At 37.1% G+C, this 21,394-nt stretch carries 15 protein-coding genes; 13 read left to right on the forward strand and 2 right to left on the reverse strand.

Annotated elements, in window-relative coordinates; genetic code table 11:
* Positions 1–42 precede the first annotated feature (42 nt).
* Positions 43–273 carry a hypothetical protein gene (locus ABD792_RS18850; protein WP_345008088.1) on the reverse strand — a complete coding sequence of 77 codons (231 nt, stop codon included), beginning with the start codon at positions 271–273 and terminating at the stop codon, positions 43–45.
* Between the two features lie 235 nt (positions 274–508).
* Here ABD792_RS18850 and ABD792_RS18855 point away from each other — a divergent pair, with 235 nt between their 5' ends.
* From ABD792_RS18855 to ABD792_RS18870, 4 genes are all read left to right on the forward strand, one after another.
* A complete protein-coding gene (locus ABD792_RS18855) occupies positions 509–1,915 on the forward strand; it encodes a glycogen synthase (protein ID WP_345008090.1) in 1,407 nt (468 codons plus the stop codon).
* A 5-nt stretch (positions 1,916–1,920) separates the two neighbouring features.
* On the forward strand, positions 1,921–3,183 hold the full coding sequence (locus ABD792_RS18860; RefSeq protein ID WP_345008092.1) for a glucose-1-phosphate adenylyltransferase: 1,263 nt from the start codon (positions 1,921–1,923) through the stop codon (positions 3,181–3,183).
* A gap of 3 nt (positions 3,184–3,186) precedes the next feature.
* Positions 3,187–5,097 (forward strand): 1,4-alpha-glucan branching protein GlgB, encoded by a 1,911-nt coding sequence (gene glgB / locus ABD792_RS18865; RefSeq protein ID WP_345008094.1) that lies wholly within the window; start codon positions 3,187–3,189, stop codon positions 5,095–5,097.
* A 231-nt stretch (positions 5,098–5,328) separates the two neighbouring features.
* Positions 5,329–7,731 (forward strand): glycoside hydrolase family 31 protein, encoded by a 2,403-nt coding sequence (locus ABD792_RS18870; protein ID WP_345008096.1) that lies wholly within the window; start codon positions 5,329–5,331, stop codon positions 7,729–7,731.
* Between the two features lie 27 nt (positions 7,732–7,758).
* Here ABD792_RS18870 and ABD792_RS18875 read toward each other — a convergent pair whose 3' ends face one another.
* Entirely contained in the window at positions 7,759–9,621 is a 1,863-nt protein-coding gene (locus tag ABD792_RS18875; protein ID WP_345008098.1) for a cation:proton antiporter, read from the reverse strand.
* 98 nt (positions 9,622–9,719) lie between these two features.
* On the opposite strand from ABD792_RS18875, the gene ABD792_RS18880 reads away from it, so the two are divergent.
* The 9 genes from ABD792_RS18880 (at position 9,720) to ABD792_RS18920 (ending at position 21,313) form a co-directional block, all read left to right on the forward strand.
* Complete coding sequence (locus ABD792_RS18880; protein ID WP_345008100.1) at positions 9,720–10,568, forward strand: universal stress protein; 849 nt, start codon at positions 9,720–9,722, stop codon at positions 10,566–10,568.
* A complete protein-coding gene (locus ABD792_RS18885) occupies positions 10,565–12,793 on the forward strand; it encodes a SulP family inorganic anion transporter (protein ID WP_345008102.1) in 2,229 nt (742 codons plus the stop codon). The genes ABD792_RS18880 and ABD792_RS18885 overlap by 4 nt, the downstream gene beginning before the upstream one ends.
* Before the next feature lie 97 nt (positions 12,794–12,890).
* A complete protein-coding gene (locus ABD792_RS18890) occupies positions 12,891–13,751 on the forward strand; it encodes an MBL fold metallo-hydrolase (RefSeq protein ID WP_345008104.1) in 861 nt (286 codons plus the stop codon).
* Positions 13,752–13,772: 21 nt separating this feature from the next.
* Positions 13,773–15,377 (forward strand): S8 family peptidase, encoded by a 1,605-nt coding sequence (locus ABD792_RS18895; RefSeq protein ID WP_345008106.1) that lies wholly within the window; start codon positions 13,773–13,775, stop codon positions 15,375–15,377.
* A gap of 109 nt (positions 15,378–15,486) precedes the next feature.
* Positions 15,487–17,331, forward strand: a complete 1,845-nt coding sequence (locus tag ABD792_RS18900; protein ID WP_345008108.1) for a M1 family metallopeptidase — start codon at positions 15,487–15,489, stop codon at positions 17,329–17,331.
* A gap of 3 nt (positions 17,332–17,334) precedes the next feature.
* Positions 17,335–17,910 carry a DUF922 domain-containing protein gene (locus ABD792_RS18905; RefSeq protein ID WP_345008110.1) on the forward strand — a complete coding sequence of 192 codons (576 nt, stop codon included), beginning with the start codon at positions 17,335–17,337 and terminating at the stop codon, positions 17,908–17,910.
* 580 nt (positions 17,911–18,490) lie between these two features.
* Positions 18,491–19,762 (forward strand): glycoside hydrolase family 27 protein, encoded by a 1,272-nt coding sequence (locus ABD792_RS18910; protein WP_345008112.1) that lies wholly within the window; start codon positions 18,491–18,493, stop codon positions 19,760–19,762.
* Between the two features lie 75 nt (positions 19,763–19,837).
* On the forward strand, positions 19,838–20,383 hold the full coding sequence (locus ABD792_RS18915) for a dihydrofolate reductase family protein (protein ID WP_345008114.1): 546 nt from the start codon (positions 19,838–19,840) through the stop codon (positions 20,381–20,383).
* 141 nt (positions 20,384–20,524) lie between these two features.
* Positions 20,525–21,313, forward strand: coding sequence for a hypothetical protein (locus tag ABD792_RS18920; protein WP_345008116.1), 789 nt, complete (start codon positions 20,525–20,527; stop codon positions 21,311–21,313).
* The last annotated feature ends 81 nt before the right edge of the window (positions 21,314–21,394 follow it).

Below are 21,394 nucleotides of genomic sequence, written 5' to 3' on the forward strand. Positions count from 1 at the left end.
ATGTTTCTAAGATATTTGTTTTGTAACAAACAGTCTTAAATTTTATGTCCGAATAAAGGTAACAACTCCAACAGAATCCACTCCCATTTTATGAGACAGTTCACTTGCCTTTTTAGCAAGTGTAATTCTGATATCTATATCTAAATCTTCATTTTTAGATAAAAGCCTAAGTTCTTGTATACTGTCCAGTTGCTGCTTAAACAAAGTGCTTTGTGCGTTTAGTTTGCACAGACTAAAGAAAAAGAATATTAGTAAAGCAATGTTTTTACGCACAGTTGTCTGTAATATTTTTCGCCTAAAATATAAAATATAGTGTTAATGTCTGCAAGAGAAGATTAATATTATTGCTTCCAAATTAAAAATTTAAAAATTATTACCTGTGTTTAGTATGGTTTCCTTACAGATAATTCTGATTAATCAGATATACACAATAATATCTTTAAAAATAAAAGGCATCTAGTAATCTTAACAATTATTTTGTAAGTTTATAACATACGCAAAATTATCTATGAACATTATTCATCTCAGTGCAGAATGCTATCCGGTCGCTAAAGTTGGAGGTCTTGCAGATGTTGTAGGAGCATTGCCAAAATATCAGAGCAGTGCTACAGTCACTTCGCAGGTCATCATGCCTTTTTATAATAATAAATTTACAGAAGCGCATCAGTTTTCTCAAATATATAACGACGTGTTACAGCTTGGAGAAGCTAACTTTGAATTCCGTATTTTAAAACTTGAAAACTCGCCTATAGACTTTGATCTTTTTTTTGTGGATGTTCCTAAGCTCCTCTTTAAAGATTATGTCTATTCCAGTGATGACACCGAACGGTTTTTGGCATTTCAGATTGCAGCTTTAGATTGGTTGCTTACCTGGGATCAATACCCCGATATTATCCATTGTCATGACCATCACACGGGGCTTGTTCCGTTTATGCTACAAGAAAGTTATAAATATGAGTCCTTTAGGAAGATCCCTAATATATTAACCATTCATAATGCGCAGTACCAAGGGTGGTTCTCACATGATAAAGTAAATTTAATACCCCCTTTTAATTTTAGTAACGTTGGCTTACTAGATTGGGGCGGTGTTATAAATCCGTTAGCCGCTGCCATAAAATGTGCTTGGCGTGTTACTACGGTTTCGCCAAGTTATATGGAAGAATTAAAAACCGCTGCCAACGGATTGGAGCATTTGTTAAGTCATGAACACGCTAAATGTGTTGGTATTTTAAACGGTATCGATTGGAAAGTATGGAATCCTGAAACCGATGACTTTATTGTACAAAATTTTACTGCCGATACCCTTGCTGAAGGTAGACAGGCAAACAAATTGCACTTGTGCAATACATTTAAATTAGATCCTAACAAACCCTTATTTGCATTTATTGGGCGACTTGTTGGTGAAAAGGGATCCGATCTGTTTCCAGAGGCCTTTAAAACAGCTCTTAATACAAACAAGGTGTCTATTTTACTTCTAGGATCAGGGAATAAAGATGTTGAAAGTGCCTTAGAAGATTTAAAAGAAGAGACAGAAGGCAACTATAATGCCTTTATAGGCTACGACGAAGCTTTATCTCATATTATTTATGCCGGTGCCGATTTCTTGCTCATGCCGTCCCGTGTGGAGCCCTGCGGCTTAAATCAAATGTACGCTTTACGCTATGGCACCATTCCAATTGTAAGAAGTATTGGTGGCTTAAAAGATACAGTTGTTGATATTGCCGAAGAGAATGGCTTTGGAATTTGCCATGAAGAAGCAACTGCTTTGGCTATTGTAAATGCTATCGAAAGAGCCATAAAACTATATGAAGATCAAGAACGATTCAATACTATAAGAACACATATTATGAGCATAGACCATTCGTGGGATGCTTCTGCAAAACAATATATCGAATTATATAACGCAATAAATTAGAAAGTATGATTAACAATGATGTTTTAGCCATTATTTTAGGAGGAGGACAAGGAACAAGATTACACCCGCTAACAGAATCAAGATCAAAACCAGCAGTACCAATTGCAGGTAAATATAGATTGGTCGATATCCCTATTTCTAACTGTATCAACTCTGATATAAAACGGATGTTTGTATTGACACAATTCAACTCAGCATCCCTTAACCGCCACATAAAGAACACCTACCATTTTAGTTTCTTTAGCAGTGCGTTTGTAGATGTATTGGCCGCCGAGCAAACACCAAGTAATAAAGGTTGGTTTCAGGGAACTGCCGATGCTGTGCGACAAAGTATGCACCATGTTTTAAGGCATGACTTTAAATATGTTTTAATTCTATCTGGTGACCAACTTTACCAAATGGATTATGAATTAATGTTAAAAGAACATATAAAAAATAAAGCGAAGATATCGATAGCCACCATTCCTGTAAATGCAAAAGATGCCACATCCTTTGGTATTCTTAAGGCCGATAAGAAAAATGTTATTACCTCGTTTATTGAGAAACCAGATGCCAGCCTGTTACCTGAATGGGTATCGGAGGTTAGTGACGACATGAAAAATGAAGGTCGTAATTACTTAGCGTCAATGGGTATCTATATATTTAATCGCGATCTTTTAATCGAATTGATGAATAATCCAGATACAATCGATTTTGGAAAAGAGATCATTCCACAAAATATCGAACAGCATAAAACCCTAAGCTATCAATACGAAGGCTATTGGACGGATATTGGGAATATAGACTCTTTCTTTGAAGCTAATATTGGTTTAACAGCAGATATCCCAAAGTTTGATCTGTACGATCGATCCAAGCGTATTTATACCCATGCGCGTATGCTCCCTACAACAAAAGTAAGTGGAACTACACTTAATAAAACGGTAATAGCCGAGGGATGTATTATAAGTGCTGCAAAAATAGAACAATCTGTAATTGGTATTCGATCTCGTATAGGCGACGAGAGCACTGTAATAAACACCTATATGATGGGAAGTGATTCTTATCAAAGTCTGGATGAAGTAAACAACCCTAAAATTAATACTATTGGTATAGGTGCCCGTTGTTTTATTAAAAACGCCATTTTAGACAAAGGCTGTTCTATTGGTGACGATGTAAGGATTAATGGCGGTAAACATCTGGAGGATATGGAAAATGAGAGTTATGCAATTAAAGAAGGCATTGTTGTTGTTAAAAAGAATGCTATAATTCCTAATGGATTTGTAATATAATATATGACCAATGTAATCGCTTATAGTCTTTTTACCGACTTCGACATAAACTTATTTAAGAGTGGGAAACACTACCGCCTCTACGAAAAATTTGGGGCGCACATTACCACGATTAATGGCATAGAGGGCACATATTTTGCCGTATGGGCTCCCAGTGCAAAACAAGTATCCGTAATAGGGGATTTTAATTACTGGAATGGTGACGAACATCCTTTAAATGTACGCTGGGATGCCTCTGGAATATGGGAAGGTTTTATTCCGCATGTTGGAAAAGGTAACCTATATAAATATAAAATACATAGCCACCATAATGGTATTGTAACAGAAAAAGCCGATCCCTACGCAAAACGTTGTGAACACCCACCTAAAACAGCTTCCATTATATGGGATGATACTTATAAGTGGAAAGATACGCAATGGATGAAAAAGCGTAAGAAGCATAACGCTTTGGACGCTCCTTATTCGGTTTACGAAGTCCATTTGGGCTCTTGGAAAAGACAAGTAGAAGAAGACCGTTTTTTATCTTACTATGAACTGGCAGACGATCTGGTAAATTATGTTAAGGACATGAATTTTACACATGTAGAATTAATGCCTGTTATGGAGTATCCTTACGATCCCTCATGGGGATATCAAATTACGGGGTACTTTGCTCCAACATCGCGCTTTGGCTACCCCGAAGAGTTTAAATACCTAATCGATAAATTACACCAAAACGATATTGGTATTATCTTGGACTGGGTGCCATCACACTTTCCAGAAGATGCCCATGGTCTTGGTTTTTTTGATGGTTCGCATTTGTACGAACACCCCGATAAACGTAAAGGTTATCATCAAGATTGGAAAAGCTTGATTTTTAATTATGGAAGGAATGAAGTACGCTCCTTTTTAATAAGCAATGCTATTTTTTGGCTTGACCAATACCATGCCGATGGGTTACGCGTGGATGCTGTAGCGTCTATGCTGTTTTTAGATTATTCAAGGGAAGATGGCCAATGGGAACCAAATATTTATGGTGGTCGGGAAAACCTGGAAGCCATTGCCTTTTTAAAAGAGCTAAACGAAGAAGTTTATAAGTCTTTCCCCGATGTACAGACTATTGCAGAGGAGTCTACAGCTTTTCCAGGTGTTTCTAAACCTGTTTTTCTTGGAGGATTAGGATTTGGAATGAAATGGATGATGGGATGGATGCATGACACCTTGCAGTATTTTTCTAAAGATCCTATTTACCGAAAGTACCATCAAAACGATATTACCTTTAGTTTGGCCTATGCTTTTACCGAAAATTTTATGTTACCGCTTTCACATGATGAGGTGGTATATGGCAAAAATTCGATTTTAGGTAGAATGCCTGGCGACGAATGGCAGCGCTTTGCCAATTTACGTCTTTTATATGGCTACATGTTTACGCACCCAGGAACCAAATTATTATTTATGGGTGGCGAATTTGGACAATATAGCGAATGGAACTTTGAGGGAAGTTTAGATTGGAATTTATTGGATTTTGAACCCCATAAAAAATTTCAAAACTATTATAAGGCATTAAATATGCTATACAAATCGACTCCTGCCTTGTTTGAAAATGCTTTTAATCATGATGGTTTTGAGTGGATTAGTTACGACGATCATGAAAATTGTGTTATGGCTTATATCCGAAAAGGAAAAACTCCCGAGGAGACCGTGGTGGTTACTTGTAACCTAACCCCAACGGTGCGAAAAAAGTATAAAATAGGTCTTCCCCATAAAGGAAAGCTAGACGAAGTATTTAATAGCGATGCAGAAGCCTTTGGAGGTAGTGGTGTGACCAATACCAAGGTAATAGCTACCAAAAGATCGGCATGGCACGGAAAAAAGCATTCGGCAGAAGTTACCTTAGCCCCATTAGCTGTTTCCGTCTTTAAATATGAATCCTGATTTTATGCTATAATCGAGATTTAAATGTTCCGATACCTACCTCAAAATCAAAATGTTTTTTTCAATAAATGCATTATGGGCTTACCCCGAGGTAGCTTACTTAAGAATCATTTAATTATCTGATTGATAATTTGAGTTTTACATAATTTTTACGTGTTTTTTTTCGCAAAAAACAACCCTATTTGCCTTTTAATTTTAGTAATTTCACTGCTTAATTAATATGCTTTATTTATGATATTAAATACTGAATTAGAACACAAAGGGAATTTGTTCCCATCACATATAACCGATTACAAAAAAAATGTAGATGTACTACACTTTACAACAGCAAATAATGTTATTCTTCAATTGACTGTTATAAGGGACAGTGTTTTTCGATTTAGATATACCACTGTTGGAAAATTTACCAGAGATTTCTCTTATGCTATCGATGAAGATGCTAGCAGGGGTTATAACCATTTAGAAATTACAGATGATGAAGAAAAATACATTATAACCACAGCTAAATTGATTTGCTATATCAATAAGCAAGATTTAAGAAAATCTATTTATGATGTAAAAGATGGTAGTATAATATGCGAGGATGAATTAGGCTTTCATTGGGAAGAAAGTTACGAGTTGGGAGGCGACATCGTTAAAATGAGTAAATCGGCTCAAGATGGTGAGAGTTATTATGGGCTGGGTGACAAACCTGAACATATTAACCTGAAAGGACGTCGTTTCGAAAATTGGGCGACCGATTCCTATGCTTTTGGAAAGCATACCGATCCCATATACAAGGCCATTCCATTTTATACCGGGTTACACAAGGGCAAATCTTACGGTATTTTCTTTGATAATACCTTTAGAACCTATTTCGATTTTTGTCATGAACGTCGTAATGTAACTAGCTTTTGGGCTCAAGGAGGGGAAATGAATTATTATTTTTTCTACGGACCCGATATGATGGATGTTGTTAAGAGTTATACCGATCTAACAGGAACACCAGAACTACCGCCCCTATGGGCTTTGGGCTATCACCAATGTAAATGGAGTTACTATCCCGAATCCAAAGTAAAAGAAATTACCAGTAAGTTCCGTAAGCTAAAGATCCCTTGTGATGCCATTTACCTTGATATTGATTATATGGAAGGATTTCGGTGTTTCACTTGGAGCAAAGAATACTTTCCCGAACCAAAAAGAATGGTAAAAGAACTGGCGGAAGATGGGTTTAAAACCGTTGTTATTATCGATCCGGGAATTAAAATAGACCCCGAATACAGTGTTTTTAAAGAAGGGTTAGAGAAAGACTATTTTTGTAAGCGTGCCGATGGACCTTATATGAAAGGAAAAGTATGGCCTGGCGAATGTTATTTCCCAGATTTTACAAAGCCCGAAGTACGTGAGTGGTGGGCCGGATTATTTAAAGAACTTATAGAAGACATAGGTGTAAAGGGTGTTTGGAATGATATGAACGAACCTGCCGTTATGGAGGTTCCGGGAAAAACGTTCCCTATGGATGTACGCCATGATTACGATGGTAACCCCTGTAGCCATCAAAAAGCACATAACATTTATGGAATGCAAATGGCTAGGGCTACCTACCACGGGTTAAAACGTTTTAATTATCCTAAGCGACCATTTGTAATAACACGTTCGGCTTATTCGGGTACACAACGTTATACCTCTACTTGGATGGGCGATAATGTAGCCAGTTGGGAACATCTACAAATAGCCAATATACAGGCACAACGTCTGGCGATGTCAGGCTTCTCGTTTGCTGGATCGGATATAGGTGGGTTTGCAGAACAACCTAATGGCGAATTATATGCCCGTTGGATTCAATTAGGTGTATTCCATCCATTTTGTAGAACACATTCCTCGGGAGATCATGGAGAACAGGAACCTTGGGCTTTCGATGAAGAAATCACAAACATTGTTCGTAAGTTCATCGAAATGAGATATGAGTTACTACCATATTTATACACTGCCTTTTATCATTATTCTCATGAGAATGCACCAATGATAAAGTCGTTAGTGTTATTTGATCAAGAAGACGTTCAAACCCATTATAGAACAGATGAGTTTATTTTCGGTAAACAAATTTTGGTCTGTCCTATAAATGAACCTAATTCCAAAGGCAGAAGAATGTATATTCCACGTGGCGAATGGTATAATATATGGGATAAGACATTGCTTGTAGGAGGAAAAGAAACATGGGTAGATGCCGATTTGGATACGATGCCTATTTTTGTAAAAGCAGGTGCTATTATCCCTAAATACCCAGTACAGCAATATGTAGGTGAGAAAAAGTTAGAGCAAATAGATCTTGACGTTTATTATAAGAACGGAAAAGAAGATTCTGAGTTATACGAAGATTCCAATGACGGATACGATTATACTAAAGGGCGTTATAGCTTGATGAAATTCAATCTGGCCGGTAATGGAAATAAACTAATTATTCGTATCCATAAAAGAGGTCAATATACTACACCGTATAGTACTTTTAAGGTTAATTTATTTGGTTTGCCTTTTGAGGTAAAATCTATTAAAGTTGATAACGAATATATTGATTTTAAAGATGTTCAGTTTGAGAACGACTCACTTGTTGTTACAAAAGAATTTACAAACCTTCAAATTATAGGAGAGGAATAAACCAATTGACATACAGTGTACAAGACCTTACTTAAGGTGTTGTACACTGTTATTTAACTTTTTGTTCTTATCGAAAGGCTTCCCCAAATACACCAATTGATAGCCTTTTTCTATCTTGTCTATAGCTTTATTTTGAGACGATATAATCTCAAAAACACCACGCTTATCCTTAACTAAAAGCGGTATGATATCGGTATCCTTATTAGTAATCTCTATTAATGATTCGTAATGATCCCGACTGTTCAGTTCAATTTCATGGATTTCAGGATGTTTTCTGGCCACTTCGGTAAGTGAGGTGTAATCATCTGTTTGCGAAAACAATCCTTCTTCTGGACCGTCTTCTGATTCGTTTATCTCATCTACCGTAATAAGCCTAAAAGATCCATTCTCGCCAAACTGCTCTTCAAACTTATCAATCGCATATTGATTAATATCTGCGCTACCAGTTAAAGCCATTAAAAAACCAACATCATTTAATTCAATATTATCTTCTAGAGATTCAGAATATATATCGGTATTTATGGCTTCCAACCCTAATTCTTGAGCTAATTGTATATTTGTTTGGTTACTGTCAATTAACACCACATGTCTACCGTTGTCTACCAAATATTTACCTATTAAGCGTGATACCTTAGAGGCTCCTACAATTAAAATACCTTCGGATCGTTTTAAGAATACACCCACTATTTTTGCAAATATTCTAGCTGTTGTTGCATTTAATAATACTGTTCCTAAAACGATCATAAAGACCAATGGTGTAATATATTCGGCACCCTCTACCCCCTGCTTTATTAGCTTACTGCCAAAAAGCGAAGCAATACCAGCTGCCACAATACCCCTAGGCCCAACCCAGCTTATAAACACCCTTTCTTTTATAGACAGATGAGACCCCATAGTACTCATAAAAACGGCCATTGGTCGGATAACAAACACTACTATGGCAAACAGGATCACGGTTTTCCAATTATATAGGAGTAATAATTCTTCAAAATGAATATTCGCAGCCAATAGAATAAAAAGTATGGAAATTAGCAGAACACTCAGCGATTCTTTAAAATAAAGCAGTTCCTTAATATTTTCTAACTTACTATTACCTAAAACCATTCCCATAACAACCACCGCGAGTAAACCCGATTCGTGCGCAAATATTTCAGATTCTACAAAAACCAATAAAACCGTAGATAGCGATACAACATTTAGTAAGTAACGTGGTATTAACTTTTTATTTATGGCAAAGGCCAGGGCATGTGCAAAGGTAAATCCAAAGGTTGTCCCGAAAAGAATGATTTTACCAAACTCTATTAAAGCTGTTTTTGTAAAACCACTATCACCTTCAACACTTATAAATTCAAATACCAATACAGCCACCAAAGCTCCAATGGGGTCTATTAGTATACCTTCCCATTTTAAGACTGCTGAAACATCTTTTTTTAAAGGGATATTTCGTAGTATGGGTGTTATAACTGTTGGTCCTGTAACGATAATCAAACCTGAAAATAAAAAAGACAATTCCCAACTAAGGTCAAAAATAATACGAGCTAAAATACCTCCACCAAAGAAAGTAATAGCAGATCCCAATGTAATGAGCTTTGTAATAACAGGTCCAACATGCTCTATTTCGGAACGCTTTAAGGTTAACCCACCCTCAAAAAGAATTATACTAATAGCCAGGGAAACAAAATAAAATAAGCCTTCTCCTGGGAATAAGCCCTGTTTTCCGTTCCAGATGGGCTCTATCCATTTGGTGCCATCTTCCGATAAGAATTCAGCAGCGATTGGCCCAACGATTAGTCCAATTAATATAAGTGGTAAAATAGCGGGGATTTTAAATTTCCACGCAAACCACTGTGCCAGTATCCCTAAAATAATTATGCCTGCTAATTCTAACATGTATGTTGTTTTTAAAAACACTAATTTAAACAAATCGGTTAATTTAATGTTTTCAAAAAATATTATCTTACAACTTTTAAGAATAAAACGATACCATAGTGGCTTTAAAACCTTTTAAGAGCATTGGAATAGGCGTGGCTTTTTCGCCCACTTTAAAAGCAAACTTATACGAAGCAGCGAGACTCTCTATTTTTTTTAAGTCGAAATTGTTCTTGATCCATGTTGGAGGGGCTTCCAATGACAAAATCAAAGCCTTAAAAGTCATTCTCAATACCTTTAAAACAGGAGGTTTGGACTATGAGGTGGTTTTTAAATCTGGCGATCCCGTTGAGGTAATTTTATCGACTTCAGAAGAAAAAAATATAGATCTCCTTATTCTTGGTGCTGTACAACGCGAACAGTTCCTAAAATATTATGTAGGATCCATAGCTAGAAAAATTACGCGTCGAGCGAAATGTTCTATTCTTTTACTTATAAAACCTTCGGTAGAAAGAATTCCCTGCAAGCATATTGTAGTTAACGGTTTAAAAGATCCGAAAACAAAAAATACCATTACCTATGCATTTTATGTCGCAAAAATGCTCCGCGGCGAAAAAGTTACCATTGTTGAAGAGATTAAGCAGGATGCCATACACGTAAAGGTAGATGACGATAAGTCCTTAAGGAAAGCCAATATTATGAAGGAGCGGATTAAGCTAAGGGAAAATACAAGGGTTAAGGAGATCGTTCAGGATATCCCGAAAACATATACCAACAATATAATTATAAAATCACAGCCTATTTTTGGGAAACAAGGCTATTCCATTGGGCATTATGCCCAAATTACCCGTGCCGACCTGTTAGTGATGAACGCGCCATCAAAAATGACCTTTTGGGATCGTTTGTTCCCTCATGACATCGAACACATATTAACCGAACTACCAACCGACGTACTAATTCTTCAATGAGTCCCAAAAAGAACAACATAAAAACCTTTATAAAAGCCTTACCAAAAAATATGTTTTCTGGTTTTGTAGTAAGCCTGATAGCTCTTCCTTTGGGGTTAGGGCTGGCTATGGCCAGTGAAGCACCGCCTATTGCCGGTATTATATCCGCTGTTGTAGGCGGCATTATTGTAGCCCTTCTGGGAGGCAGTCATGTAACCATAGCAGGACCTGGTAATGGTTTGGTTGGTGTGCTGCTCATCGCCATTACTTCTTTGGGGATAGAAAATGCGTATGTGGCTGTTGTGTTTTCAGGGGGTTTTCTTTTACTCCTTGGTTTCTTTAGAATGGGAACGCTGGCCGATTTTTTTCCTTCATCGGCCATTCAAGGTATGTTGGCTGCTATTGGGTTGATTATTTTAGGTAAACAATTCCATATCATGTTTGCCCACAAAATTACGCGCGAAGATACTATCGATTATCTTATTGAAATTCCTTTTACTATTAACGATGCCATTCACTATAAAAAGGAAGGGTTGATCTTTGCTGCGCTGGCCGGTATTATGAGTTTGGCAACTATGTTGTTCTATTCAAAGATAAGGAACAAATACTTGCAACTCATTCCAGCGCCAATGTGGATCGTTATTTTGTCTATTGCCTTTAGTTATTATTTCGAATTGGTTGTACACGAACCCAATCCTATTGCCAAGGAATATATGATTTCGGGAATACCCAGTATTCAAGAAATTATATCCGATATCCCCACCCTTAAACTAAACAAGATAGGAAGCCTTTCGTTTTGGGCCAGTGTACTGGCATTAACATTAATTGCCAGTATAGAATCCCTTTTAAGTATTAAGGCGGTTGACAAACTTGACCCCGAAAAAAGACGTTCAAATGTAAATAGGGACCTCAAGGCTTTAGGTTTAGCTACAGTAGGAAGTGGTTTTCTGGGAGGTCTTAATGTCGTTACGGTTATTGCCAGAAGTTCTGTTAATGTTAACAATGGAGCAACAAATAGATCTTCTAATTTCTTTCATGCAGTTTTTCTGATCCTCTTTATTGTTTTGTTCAGCACCCAGTTAACTCGTATTCCGCTACCGGCCCTTATGGCTATTTTAGTATACACAGGATATAAATTGGCTTCTCCAAAAGTAATTACAAAGATATTTTCGATTGGTAAGGAACAGCTCATTATTTTCTTTGTAACCCTGGTCGTAACATTAAAAATAGGGCTGATAACAGGCATCTTGGCAGGCGTTATCACCACCTTGATCATTCATATTATTATAAGCAAGAGTATTGGTCTATTTCTTCGAAACGTATTAAAACCAAATGTTTTAATGTTTAAGGAGGATGATTCGGCGACAAGTTACTATGTGAGCGTTAAGCACTTTTGTAGTTTTTTAAATTATTTCAGGTTAAAAAAACACCTCGAAGCTGTTCCAGAAGATCAGGATGTTATTGTCGATTTTTCGTTGTGTGAGTTTGTGGACCATACCGTAATGGAAAACATGGCGAGTTATCAGGAATTGTTTAATAAACGCGGAGGTCATTTTGATGTGACAGGTTTGGATATGCATGATACCGACTCAAAACATCCATTTGCTTTACGAAGGTTACTGCCAGTGCCAAACCTTATAAAAAACAGCCTTACCAAAAGACAAACCAACATCAGTTCATTGGCAAAAGATTACGGATTGAATTGCAGTTTCAAAAAACAAAGAGAGTCTCTATTCTTAAATGATTTTCTGTTCTTCAATACCAAAAATATCAATCACATATACAACGAACTGTCCTATAAAGACAAAACCATTCGTTTGTTCGATATTGAGTTTTCCGAAGGGGAATTTATAGCAAAAGAAGTTGTTCGATCTACGATGCTTCATATCAATTTGGTTCATCAGATTCCTGAGTTTACGCTCGACCGCGAAGGGTTTCTGGAAAGGGTTTATGCCTTTGCGGGTTTTAAAGATATTCCATTCGAAGACCATTCCGACTTTTCCAAACGGTTCTATTTATTAGGAGATAATGAGGAGGCTATACGCAAATTCTTTACAAATGATCTTATTCATTTTTTTGAAAGCAACCCTTATTATCATGTCGAATCCAATGGATCCTCTTTGTTGGTTTTTGGAAAAGAACGACTGGCCAGTGTTAAAGAAATAAAAGCATTGCTCGACTTTGGTAAACGTTTGGAAGCTGTGGTAACAGCATCAACATCACATTTTAAAGATAATTTCTCATAAAATACTAACGTTTTCTTAATTTACATGCCTATTTCATAAGATTAAAATACTTTTGTAAACACAAAAGTATGTTTAATGCGTATCGGCTATTAAAGTAATGAACTTATACCCAATAAATTCCGGGAACTTTAAACTAGATGGTGGAGCCATGTTTGGTGTCGTACCTAAAAGCCTGTGGCAAAGAACCAATCCGGCCGATGCCAATAATATGATCGATATCGCAGCACGTTGTTTGCTTATTGAAGATGGTAACCGCTTAATTTTGATTGATACCGGAATGGGTAACAAGCAATCGGATAAATTCTTTGGGTATTACCATTTATGGGGAAACGATACGATAGATACTTCGTTAAAGCAATATGGCTTTAATCGCGATGATATTACCGATGTGTTTATGACACATTTACATTTTGACCATTGTGGTGGGAGTATACAGTGGAATAAAGACCGAACAGGTTATGAGCCAGCATTTAAAAACGCCTATTTTTGGAGTAATAAAGCCCATTGGCAATGGGCCACAAAACCCAATAGAAGGGAAAAAGCATCTTTTTTAGAAGAAAACATCCTTCCCATGGAAGCTAGTAATCAACTTAAGTTTTTAGGACTTCCAAATGAGGATATCCTTGAAAACTCTGAACTTGGCTTTGATATTTTCTTTGCCGATGGACATACCGAAAAGCAAATGATTCCACTAATACATTACAAAGGTAAAGTTATTGCTTTTATGGCCGACCTATTACCTACTGTAGGGCACTTGCCATTGCCTTATATTATGGGCTATGATACAAGGCCTCTTTTAACATTAGATGAAAAAGAGCGGTTTCTTAACACTGCAGCAGATAAAAATTACTATTTGTTTTTAGAACACGATGCGCACAACGAAATCATTACGGTGCAACACACCGAAAAGGGAGTACGTCTAAAAGACACCTATACAACGAACGATATTTTTAACTAAAATTCATATTAATAAAGAATAATGAGAACATTTAAAATACTAACTGCGGCTACAGTTGCTGCTACTATAATTACTGGTTGTGGAAGTACCGCCAATATTATATCAACACCCATTGAGAATATCGATACCATTCCATTAAAGGTGTCGGAATTAACAGAAGCTGAAAAGCACAATTGGGGGCATTTGGATTTAATAAAAGATACCATTCCCGGTATGAGTGTAGACAAGGCTTATGCCGAAATCATTAAGGATCAAAAGGGGAAATCTGTTATTGTAGCCGTAATCGATTCTGGAATTGATATAGATCATGAAGACCTTAACGATGTGATTTGGACCAATACGGGTGAAATACCGAATAATGGTAAAGATGATGATAAAAACGGATATGTTGATGACGTACACGGTTGGAACTTTTTGGGAGATGGTTATGATGAGCAATTAGAGTTTGTTCGTATTCTAGCTAACAACATGACGAGTCACCCCGATTATGAGCGTGCCAAAGCCGAATACGAAAAAGATTATCAAAAATACACAGGACTTAAAACCAATTACGAGCAGTTTCTCCAACAATTATCTATTGCCGATGAAGCTGTTTCTAAGCATTTAAACAAATCGGAATATACTAAAGCCGATGTTGAAGGCATTAAAACAGAAGATGAGTCCTTAGAAAAATCGGCCTCCATGATAAAGTATGTTTACAGTTTAGGTATGGATTCTGTTTCCGATTTTAAGAAAGAGTTAAAAAATGGCATAGAACACTTTACCGATCGTTTGAATGCCAACCTTAATAAAGACCTTAAAGGACGTGTTACTGGTGATAACCCTGATGATATGTCGACCAAATATTATGGAAACGGTAATGTAAAGCCTGTTAAAAAGAGTGAAAGCCACGGAACGCACGTTGCTGGTATTATTGCTGCCGAACGCAATAACGGTAAAGGAGCCAATGGCGTTGCAAACAATGTACAAATTATGGGCATTCGGGCAGTACCTAATGGAGATGAGTACGATAAAGATATTGCATTGGCTATTCGTTATGCCGTTGATAACGGAGCAAAAATCATTAACGGAAGCTTTGGTAAATACTATTCAACACACAGCGATTGGGTTCGTGAAGCCATTGCCTATGCTGGAAAGAAAGATGTATTATTTGTGAACGCTGCTGGAAATGAAAGCGAGGATCTCGACAAGAAAGCTTGTTATCCTAACGATCAGGTAAATAACGGTCCAGAAGTATCCGATACCTTTATAACTGTTGGTGCTTTAGAACCTAAATATGGGACAGAAATGATTGCAGGTTTTTCTAATTACGGAAAAATAAATGTTGATGTGTTTGCTCCTGGAGCCAAAGTGTATTCTACAACTCCCGAAAATGAGTACGATACCAAAGGCGGTACCTCTATGGCTGCTCCAGCCGTTGCAGGTGTTGCAGCTTTAATAAGATCGTATTTCCCTAAGCTAAAAGCTTCAGAGGTGAAACAAATACTTATGGATTCTGGACTTGCCGTAAAAACTAAAGTTATAGTAGGTGGTGATGCCGAAAACATACAGCCATTTGTTAATTTAACAAAATCAGGAAAAATGGTTAATGCTTATAATGCTTTAATTATGGCATCTAAACTTTAATTGAAAAAACGTTTATAAAGAGAGGCTTTTATAGCCTCTTTTTTTTAAACTTTAATGCCCTATTCTGCCTACGGGCAGCGTTACAGAATAAAATAATAAACTCTAACAGATGAAACGATTTTTAGCTTTTTTCTTCATTAGTGTCCTTTTTGCTTGTACAAGTACTAAAACAGTTCCTGTACCTTCTGCTGCAATACCTAATACCCCCAATACCAGTACTCAAAAGCCTGGATATTGGCAGCAACATGTAGACTATACAATGGATATTGATATGGATGTAAACACGTATCGATACGACGGGAAACAAACCTTAGTTTATACAAACAATTCTCCCGATGTACTAAATCGAATCTATTATCACCTGTATTTCAATGCTTTTCAACCAGAAAGCGAAATGGACGTGCGTTCTCGAACCATAGCAGATCCAGATGGTAGGGTAAAGGATAGGATTAGTAAGTTAAGCCCTGATGAAATAGGGTATATAAAAGTAAGCTCCTTAAAACAAAATGGGACAGCTTTAAACTACGAAACTGTTGGTACTGTGTTGGAAGTTGATTTAGCCAAACCCATTCAACCAGGAGAACAGGTAACTTTCGATATGATTTTTAACGCACAGGTACCTGTTCAAATTCGTCGTTCCGGGAGGAACAACAAAGAAGGTGTGGCCTTATCTATGGCGCAGTGGTACCCTAAATTGGCAGAATACGATTTTGAAGGTTGGCATGCCGATCCCTATATTGGAAGAGAATTTCATGGCGTTTGGGGTAATTTTGATGTGACTTTACATATAGACAAAAACTATGTTGTAGGCGGTACAGGATATTTACAAAACCCTAATGCAATTGGACATGGCTATGAAACGGGAACTGTTGCTCCTGCCCAGAGCAATAAACTTACCTGGCACTTTAAAGCACCCAATGTACATGATTTTACTTGGGCAGCCGACCCCGATTTTAATCATGATACTAAGCAGGTGCCAAATGGACCAGTGCTTCACTTCTTGTATAAAAAAACCATGCCTTCGGATAAACTAAAAAACTGGAAACGCTTGCAGTCTAAAGCGGTTGAATTAATGCAGTTCTACAGTGATAACATAGGTTCGTACCCATACAAACAGTATTCTATCATTCAGGGTGGTGATGGCGGCATGGAGTATGCCATGTGTACGCTCATACTTGGAGAAGGTAGTTTTGATGGCTTATTTGGAGTAACCGCCCATGAAATGGCCCATACTTGGTTTCAGTTTTTACTGGCTACCAATGAGGCGCGTCATTACTGGATGGATGAAGGTTTTACCGAATATTTCGGTGAACTTGCAGGTAGCCATATATTAAAGACCGACTTTGAAAAGTCGCGAACCAAAGTATTCGACACCTATGCCTATTTGGCAAAGTCGGGTCATGAAGAACCCCTAACGGCTCATGCCGATAGGCATAACCTGAATAAGTCTTACAGCATTTCGGCTTATTACAAAGGTTTTGTGTTTTTGTCGCAATTAGGTTATGTTATTGGTGAAGACAACCTAAAGCAAACGATCAAAAAGTACTTTAACGATTTTAAGTTTAAACATCCGGTTCCTATTGATATTATCCGTAGTGCAGAAAAAGTATCGGGATTGGAACTGGACTGGTACCTTGTTGATTTTGCCCAAACCACCAATACCATTGATTATGGCGTTAAATCTGTTGATGGTAATACCGTTACGTTGGAACGTATAGGTTTAATGCCTATGCCTATAGACCTAACAGTTACCTATACCGACGGTTCTACACAAGATTATTACATCCCCCTACAAATGATGCGTGGTGAAAAGCCAACAAAAGCAACTATTATTAAAGATTGGGCTTGGGCCTACCCAACTTATAGCTTCACCGCTGCAAAGGCCGTAAAAAGTGTTGAAATAGACCCAGATTATAAGATGGCAGATATTAATAAGCTAAACAACAAGATGTAATAAATGAAATACGCCTTAGTTGCTTACTTTTTTGTTAGCATGGCATTATCAGCATTTTCACAAGTTAATAAGGAATCAAAAAATGATACCATTATTGCCTGGAGTGCTTCTAAAGCAATTGAATGGGGTGATTTTCAAGGAAAGCTCAACCCCGATATTTTTGCTTATGCACTTACGAGCTATAAAATTGATATTATCCCTGATAACGTAATGGTTGATTCCAATGATAATATTCGTAATTATCAGGATTTAACGGTTATTGCTAATTTCTATAAAAAACAATCCTGGAGTATTTCAGACGATCAGGGCTTATTGGATCATGAACGTCTTCATTTTGATATTGCTGAACTATTTGCAAGAAAAATAAGAAAGCGTTTTTCAGAATTAAAAGCAGTTGAAGAAAAGCGCTTTACAGTTTATTGGAACGAATATAGTACCTTATGGAAAGCCTGCAGGGCTTTTCAAAAGCAATATGATTTAGAAACCAATCATGGAGCCAAGAAAAACGAAAATGACCAATGGATTCTAAAAGTTAAAGCCCTTTTAGAATCCATTGATGCTTTTACATACAAAGGTTAAATTCAATTAGGCATAAAAAGCATATTTAGTTGTGTTGTTGAGCGTAAGCAAAATATCTTATCCTAAAATTTCAGAAAGCAAAACAAGAAACGCTATCTAGAAGCATTATTCCGTTTCAGTTAACTAATCCCATTACTGGAGATAATTTTCACCGTCGGACTTCCGATAAGTTTGCATTAATAAAGAATACCCCCTTTGTCATACCTGCGCAGGCAGGTATCCACTTAAAACCCCAAGGTTTCAACCAGATCAACAATCAAACACAACAATCAATCATTTACATTAATAAAGAACACCCCGGCCTATCGATAAAACCCTTAAAAATCAAGGTAGCAGGGAAGGCCTAAGGATGAAAATCTTGTTTGACCCCGAAGTAATGAGGGGCAGGTATTTTCATCCGTGGATGGTGATACCGTAGTATTTTATCAGGGTTTTATCGTAAGCCTAGACTTTTTTGCTTACTTTTTTGGGCGATGCAAAAAAGTAAGAGGGTAAACCCTTTTGCCTGTCATCATCATTACCCAAATTTCATTAACTTCGTTAGCTGAATTTTCTAAAAACCAATCAAACTATAACGCATATGCACCGATCCCTCGCCCTTTTATGTATCTTACTCGTTATTTCCTGTAAGAATAAAACAATTACAGAACCCCTTGCTCATAATACTGCTTCTGATAATATTATTGAGGAAGCATCCTCTCAAAAACCTATTATGGGTTGGGCCAGTTGGAACGAGTACCGTGTTCACATTAGCGAGGACATTATCAAATCGCAGGCAGATGCTATGGTAAGTTCGGGAATTAATGCCTTTGGCTACTCCTATATTAACATAGACGATGGCTTTTTTGGTGGTAGGGATGAAAACGGAAATCTATTAGCTCATAAAGACCGCTTTCCTAATGGTATGAAAGCATTGGCTGATTATATCCATTCCAAAGGCCTTAAAGCTGGCATATATTCTGATGCAGGTATTAACACCTGTGCTTCTTATTGGGATAAGGATACTATTGGCGTGGGAATGGGCTTGTATGGCCATGAAAAAGCCGATCTGAACTTGTTCCTAAAAGAATGGGATTACGATTTCTTAAAAGTTGATTGGTGTGGCGGTGAATGGTTAGGTTTAGACGAGCAAACCCGCTATACCGAAATAGCTAATATGGCAAAATCAATAAAACCAGGTGTTAACTTTAATGTATGTCGTTGGAAATTCCCGGGGAAATGGGTTACGCAAATCGCTGACTCCTGGCGTGTAGCAGGAGACATTCGAAATAATTTTGCTTCCCTAATGCATATTATTGATGCCAATGCCAATTTATGGAAGTATCCTTCCAAAGGGCATTATAACGATATGGACATCCTTCATGTGGGCAGGGGGATGACCTACGAAGAAGATAAAACCCATTTTAGCATGTGGTGTATGATGCACTCGCCTTTGTTGCTGGGGAACGACCTGACGAAACTATCTAAAGAAACCATAGGCATTATTACAAACAAAGAAGTAATAGCCCTTAACCAGAGCGATTTTGTGTACCAGGCCAGACGTATTGTTGATTATGGTGAGCTGGAAGTATGGGCCAAGCCATTAGTGTCGACCATGAGTGGTCAATTAGCTGTTGGTTTGCTTAACCGTACCAATGAGACAAACACTATTGGTTTTAAACTGGAAGACTTGGGTATTGAGGCTTCGAAAGGTTATACCGCTAAGGATTTGTGGTCTAAAAAGGAATATCCTAAGAGTACTATAGATACCATTACTTTCGAGGTTCCGGCACATGGTATTGTGTTATTACAACTAAAAGGAACCGCAAAACCTTTTAATGTATTTCAGTATAAGGACAAGGAAGATAAATAAACGGATACATTAGATGCATTTATACTGATAGATGCACGGAATGGTTGTTTAAGGCAATCAACGAAATTGAGAGTTATGGAAAAGAAAAACAGTGTTTACATCGGTACAAGTTTGGATGGCTATATAGCCGACAAGCAGGGCGGTTTGGCATGGTTGGACAGTATTCCCAACCCCGAGGGTGTTGATATGGGCTACAATGCTTTTATGTCGCAGATTGATGCATTGGTTATGGGACGAAACACTTTCGAGACCGTTTGTGGGTTTGATATCCCCTGGCCTTACCAAAAGCCTGTTTTTGTATTAAGTAAATCATTGACCGATCTTCCTAATAAATTTAAAGATAAAGCCCAATTGGTAAAAGGGAGCATCTCCGAAGTCTTGGAACAGATTCACCAAAAGGGTTATTATCGTTTGTATATTGATGGAGGTACTACCATACAAAGTTTTTTAGAGGAAGACCGTATCGACGATATGATCATTACCATTATCCCTGTACTCTTGGGAGGGGGTACGCCTCTGTTCTCCGAATTGTCTAAGCCTTTGGATTTTGAATGTACCGCTACCGAACGTTTTTTAAACAGCATTGTACAAAATCATTTTAAAAGGCGTAAACCGCATTGATTTAGAAGAAAAACATGTTTTAATGTAGGGTATTATTTATATATTTATAATTAAGGAACAAAAGTTCCGCTTATCCGGAGGATAAAAGGGATAAGTAGGATAATAATTCCACATATAACTAGTTACCACCAATTTGAAAAAATGAACAACCTGACCAAAACTTTACTTCTAGCACTAATTGTGTCACTTTTTACTAACTGTGATTTTATTAATAATGCTTTCACCTACAAAGACACAACTGAAGGATTTATAGAAGCCCTAATAGAAGAAGATTTCGAAAAAAGTCTGACCTTTATGGCTATTGAAAACGAAGCTTTCAAAAACACGAATATAGATACTCTTAAAATAGGTTTAGGAAATTTTCGAAATGTAATAGTAACGAATTTCGGAAAAGAGTTAAACTACAAGTTTGTGACGGCTGAAAAAACTTTTTCGACAGTAGAAGGAGAAAGTACTGCGCCAAATACGACTTTCGCACAAATTGAATTTTCAAACGACACCGAGTTTGGAGTCTTTGAAATTACTTTTGATGATAATTCAAATAAAATATTACACATAAAAACACTTGACTTAAAGGAAAAAATTCCGAATATGATTTGGTTTTGGCTATTTGGTATTTTAGCAATATGCGTTCCTATTTTTAATATTTGGATAATTAGAAAAATTAAGAAAAGCAATCTAAAGAAAAAATGGCTGAAATATATAGCAGTAATATTTCTGAATGTTCCAGCTATAACTTACAGTGCTATTTATGGACTTTCGTTTAACTTATTAAGTTTTCAAATACTGTTCGGAATTAGCTTTTCATATATGGGTTATTTAAGTTCGGCTTGGACTTTTGGAATACCACTTGGCGGACTATATTGGCTATGGAAATTGAATAAAAAAGCGGAGACCAAAACAACCGAGAATGAAATAATAACGGAATAAAAACTGGTGGTAATAACTAAGTGTTCGTGTGGTCGGTACGGCCAAACATGAACACCGTGTTGACTGAACCGGTTTTGGTCG

Source organism: Snuella lapsa (assembly GCF_039539345.1).
Classification (GTDB): Bacteria; Bacteroidota; Bacteroidia; order Flavobacteriales; family Flavobacteriaceae; genus Snuella; species Snuella lapsa.

Bases quoted from the DNA above. Each gene is read 5' to 3' on its own strand.
- ABD792_RS18890 (WP_345008104.1), top strand. From the start codon at position 12,891: ATGAACTTATACCCAATAAATTCCGGGAACTTTAAACTAGATGGTGGA.
- ABD792_RS18885 (WP_345008102.1), top strand. From the start codon at position 10,565: ATGAGTCCCAAAAAGAACAACATAAAAACCTTTATAAAAGCCTTACCA.
- ABD792_RS18910 (WP_345008112.1), top strand. From the start codon at position 18,491: ATGCACCGATCCCTCGCCCTTTTATGTATCTTACTCGTTATTTCCTGT.
- ABD792_RS18915 (WP_345008114.1), top strand. From the start codon at position 19,838: ATGGAAAAGAAAAACAGTGTTTACATCGGTACAAGTTTGGATGGCTAT.
- ABD792_RS18895 (WP_345008106.1), top strand. From the start codon at position 13,773: ATGAGAACATTTAAAATACTAACTGCGGCTACAGTTGCTGCTACTATA.
- ABD792_RS18905 (WP_345008110.1), top strand. From the start codon at position 17,335: ATGAAATACGCCTTAGTTGCTTACTTTTTTGTTAGCATGGCATTATCA.
- ABD792_RS18870 (WP_345008096.1), top strand. From the start codon at position 5,329: ATGATATTAAATACTGAATTAGAACACAAAGGGAATTTGTTCCCATCA.
- glgB (WP_345008094.1), top strand. From the start codon at position 3,187: ATGACCAATGTAATCGCTTATAGTCTTTTTACCGACTTCGACATAAAC.
- ABD792_RS18900 (WP_345008108.1), top strand. From the start codon at position 15,487: ATGAAACGATTTTTAGCTTTTTTCTTCATTAGTGTCCTTTTTGCTTGT.
- ABD792_RS18875 (WP_345008098.1), bottom strand. From the start codon at position 9,621: ATGTTAGAATTAGCAGGCATAATTATTTTAGGGATACTGGCACAGTGG.
- ABD792_RS18860 (WP_345008092.1), top strand. From the start codon at position 1,921: ATGATTAACAATGATGTTTTAGCCATTATTTTAGGAGGAGGACAAGGA.
- ABD792_RS18920 (WP_345008116.1), top strand. From the start codon at position 20,525: ATGAACAACCTGACCAAAACTTTACTTCTAGCACTAATTGTGTCACTT.
- ABD792_RS18855 (WP_345008090.1), top strand. From the start codon at position 509: ATGAACATTATTCATCTCAGTGCAGAATGCTATCCGGTCGCTAAAGTT.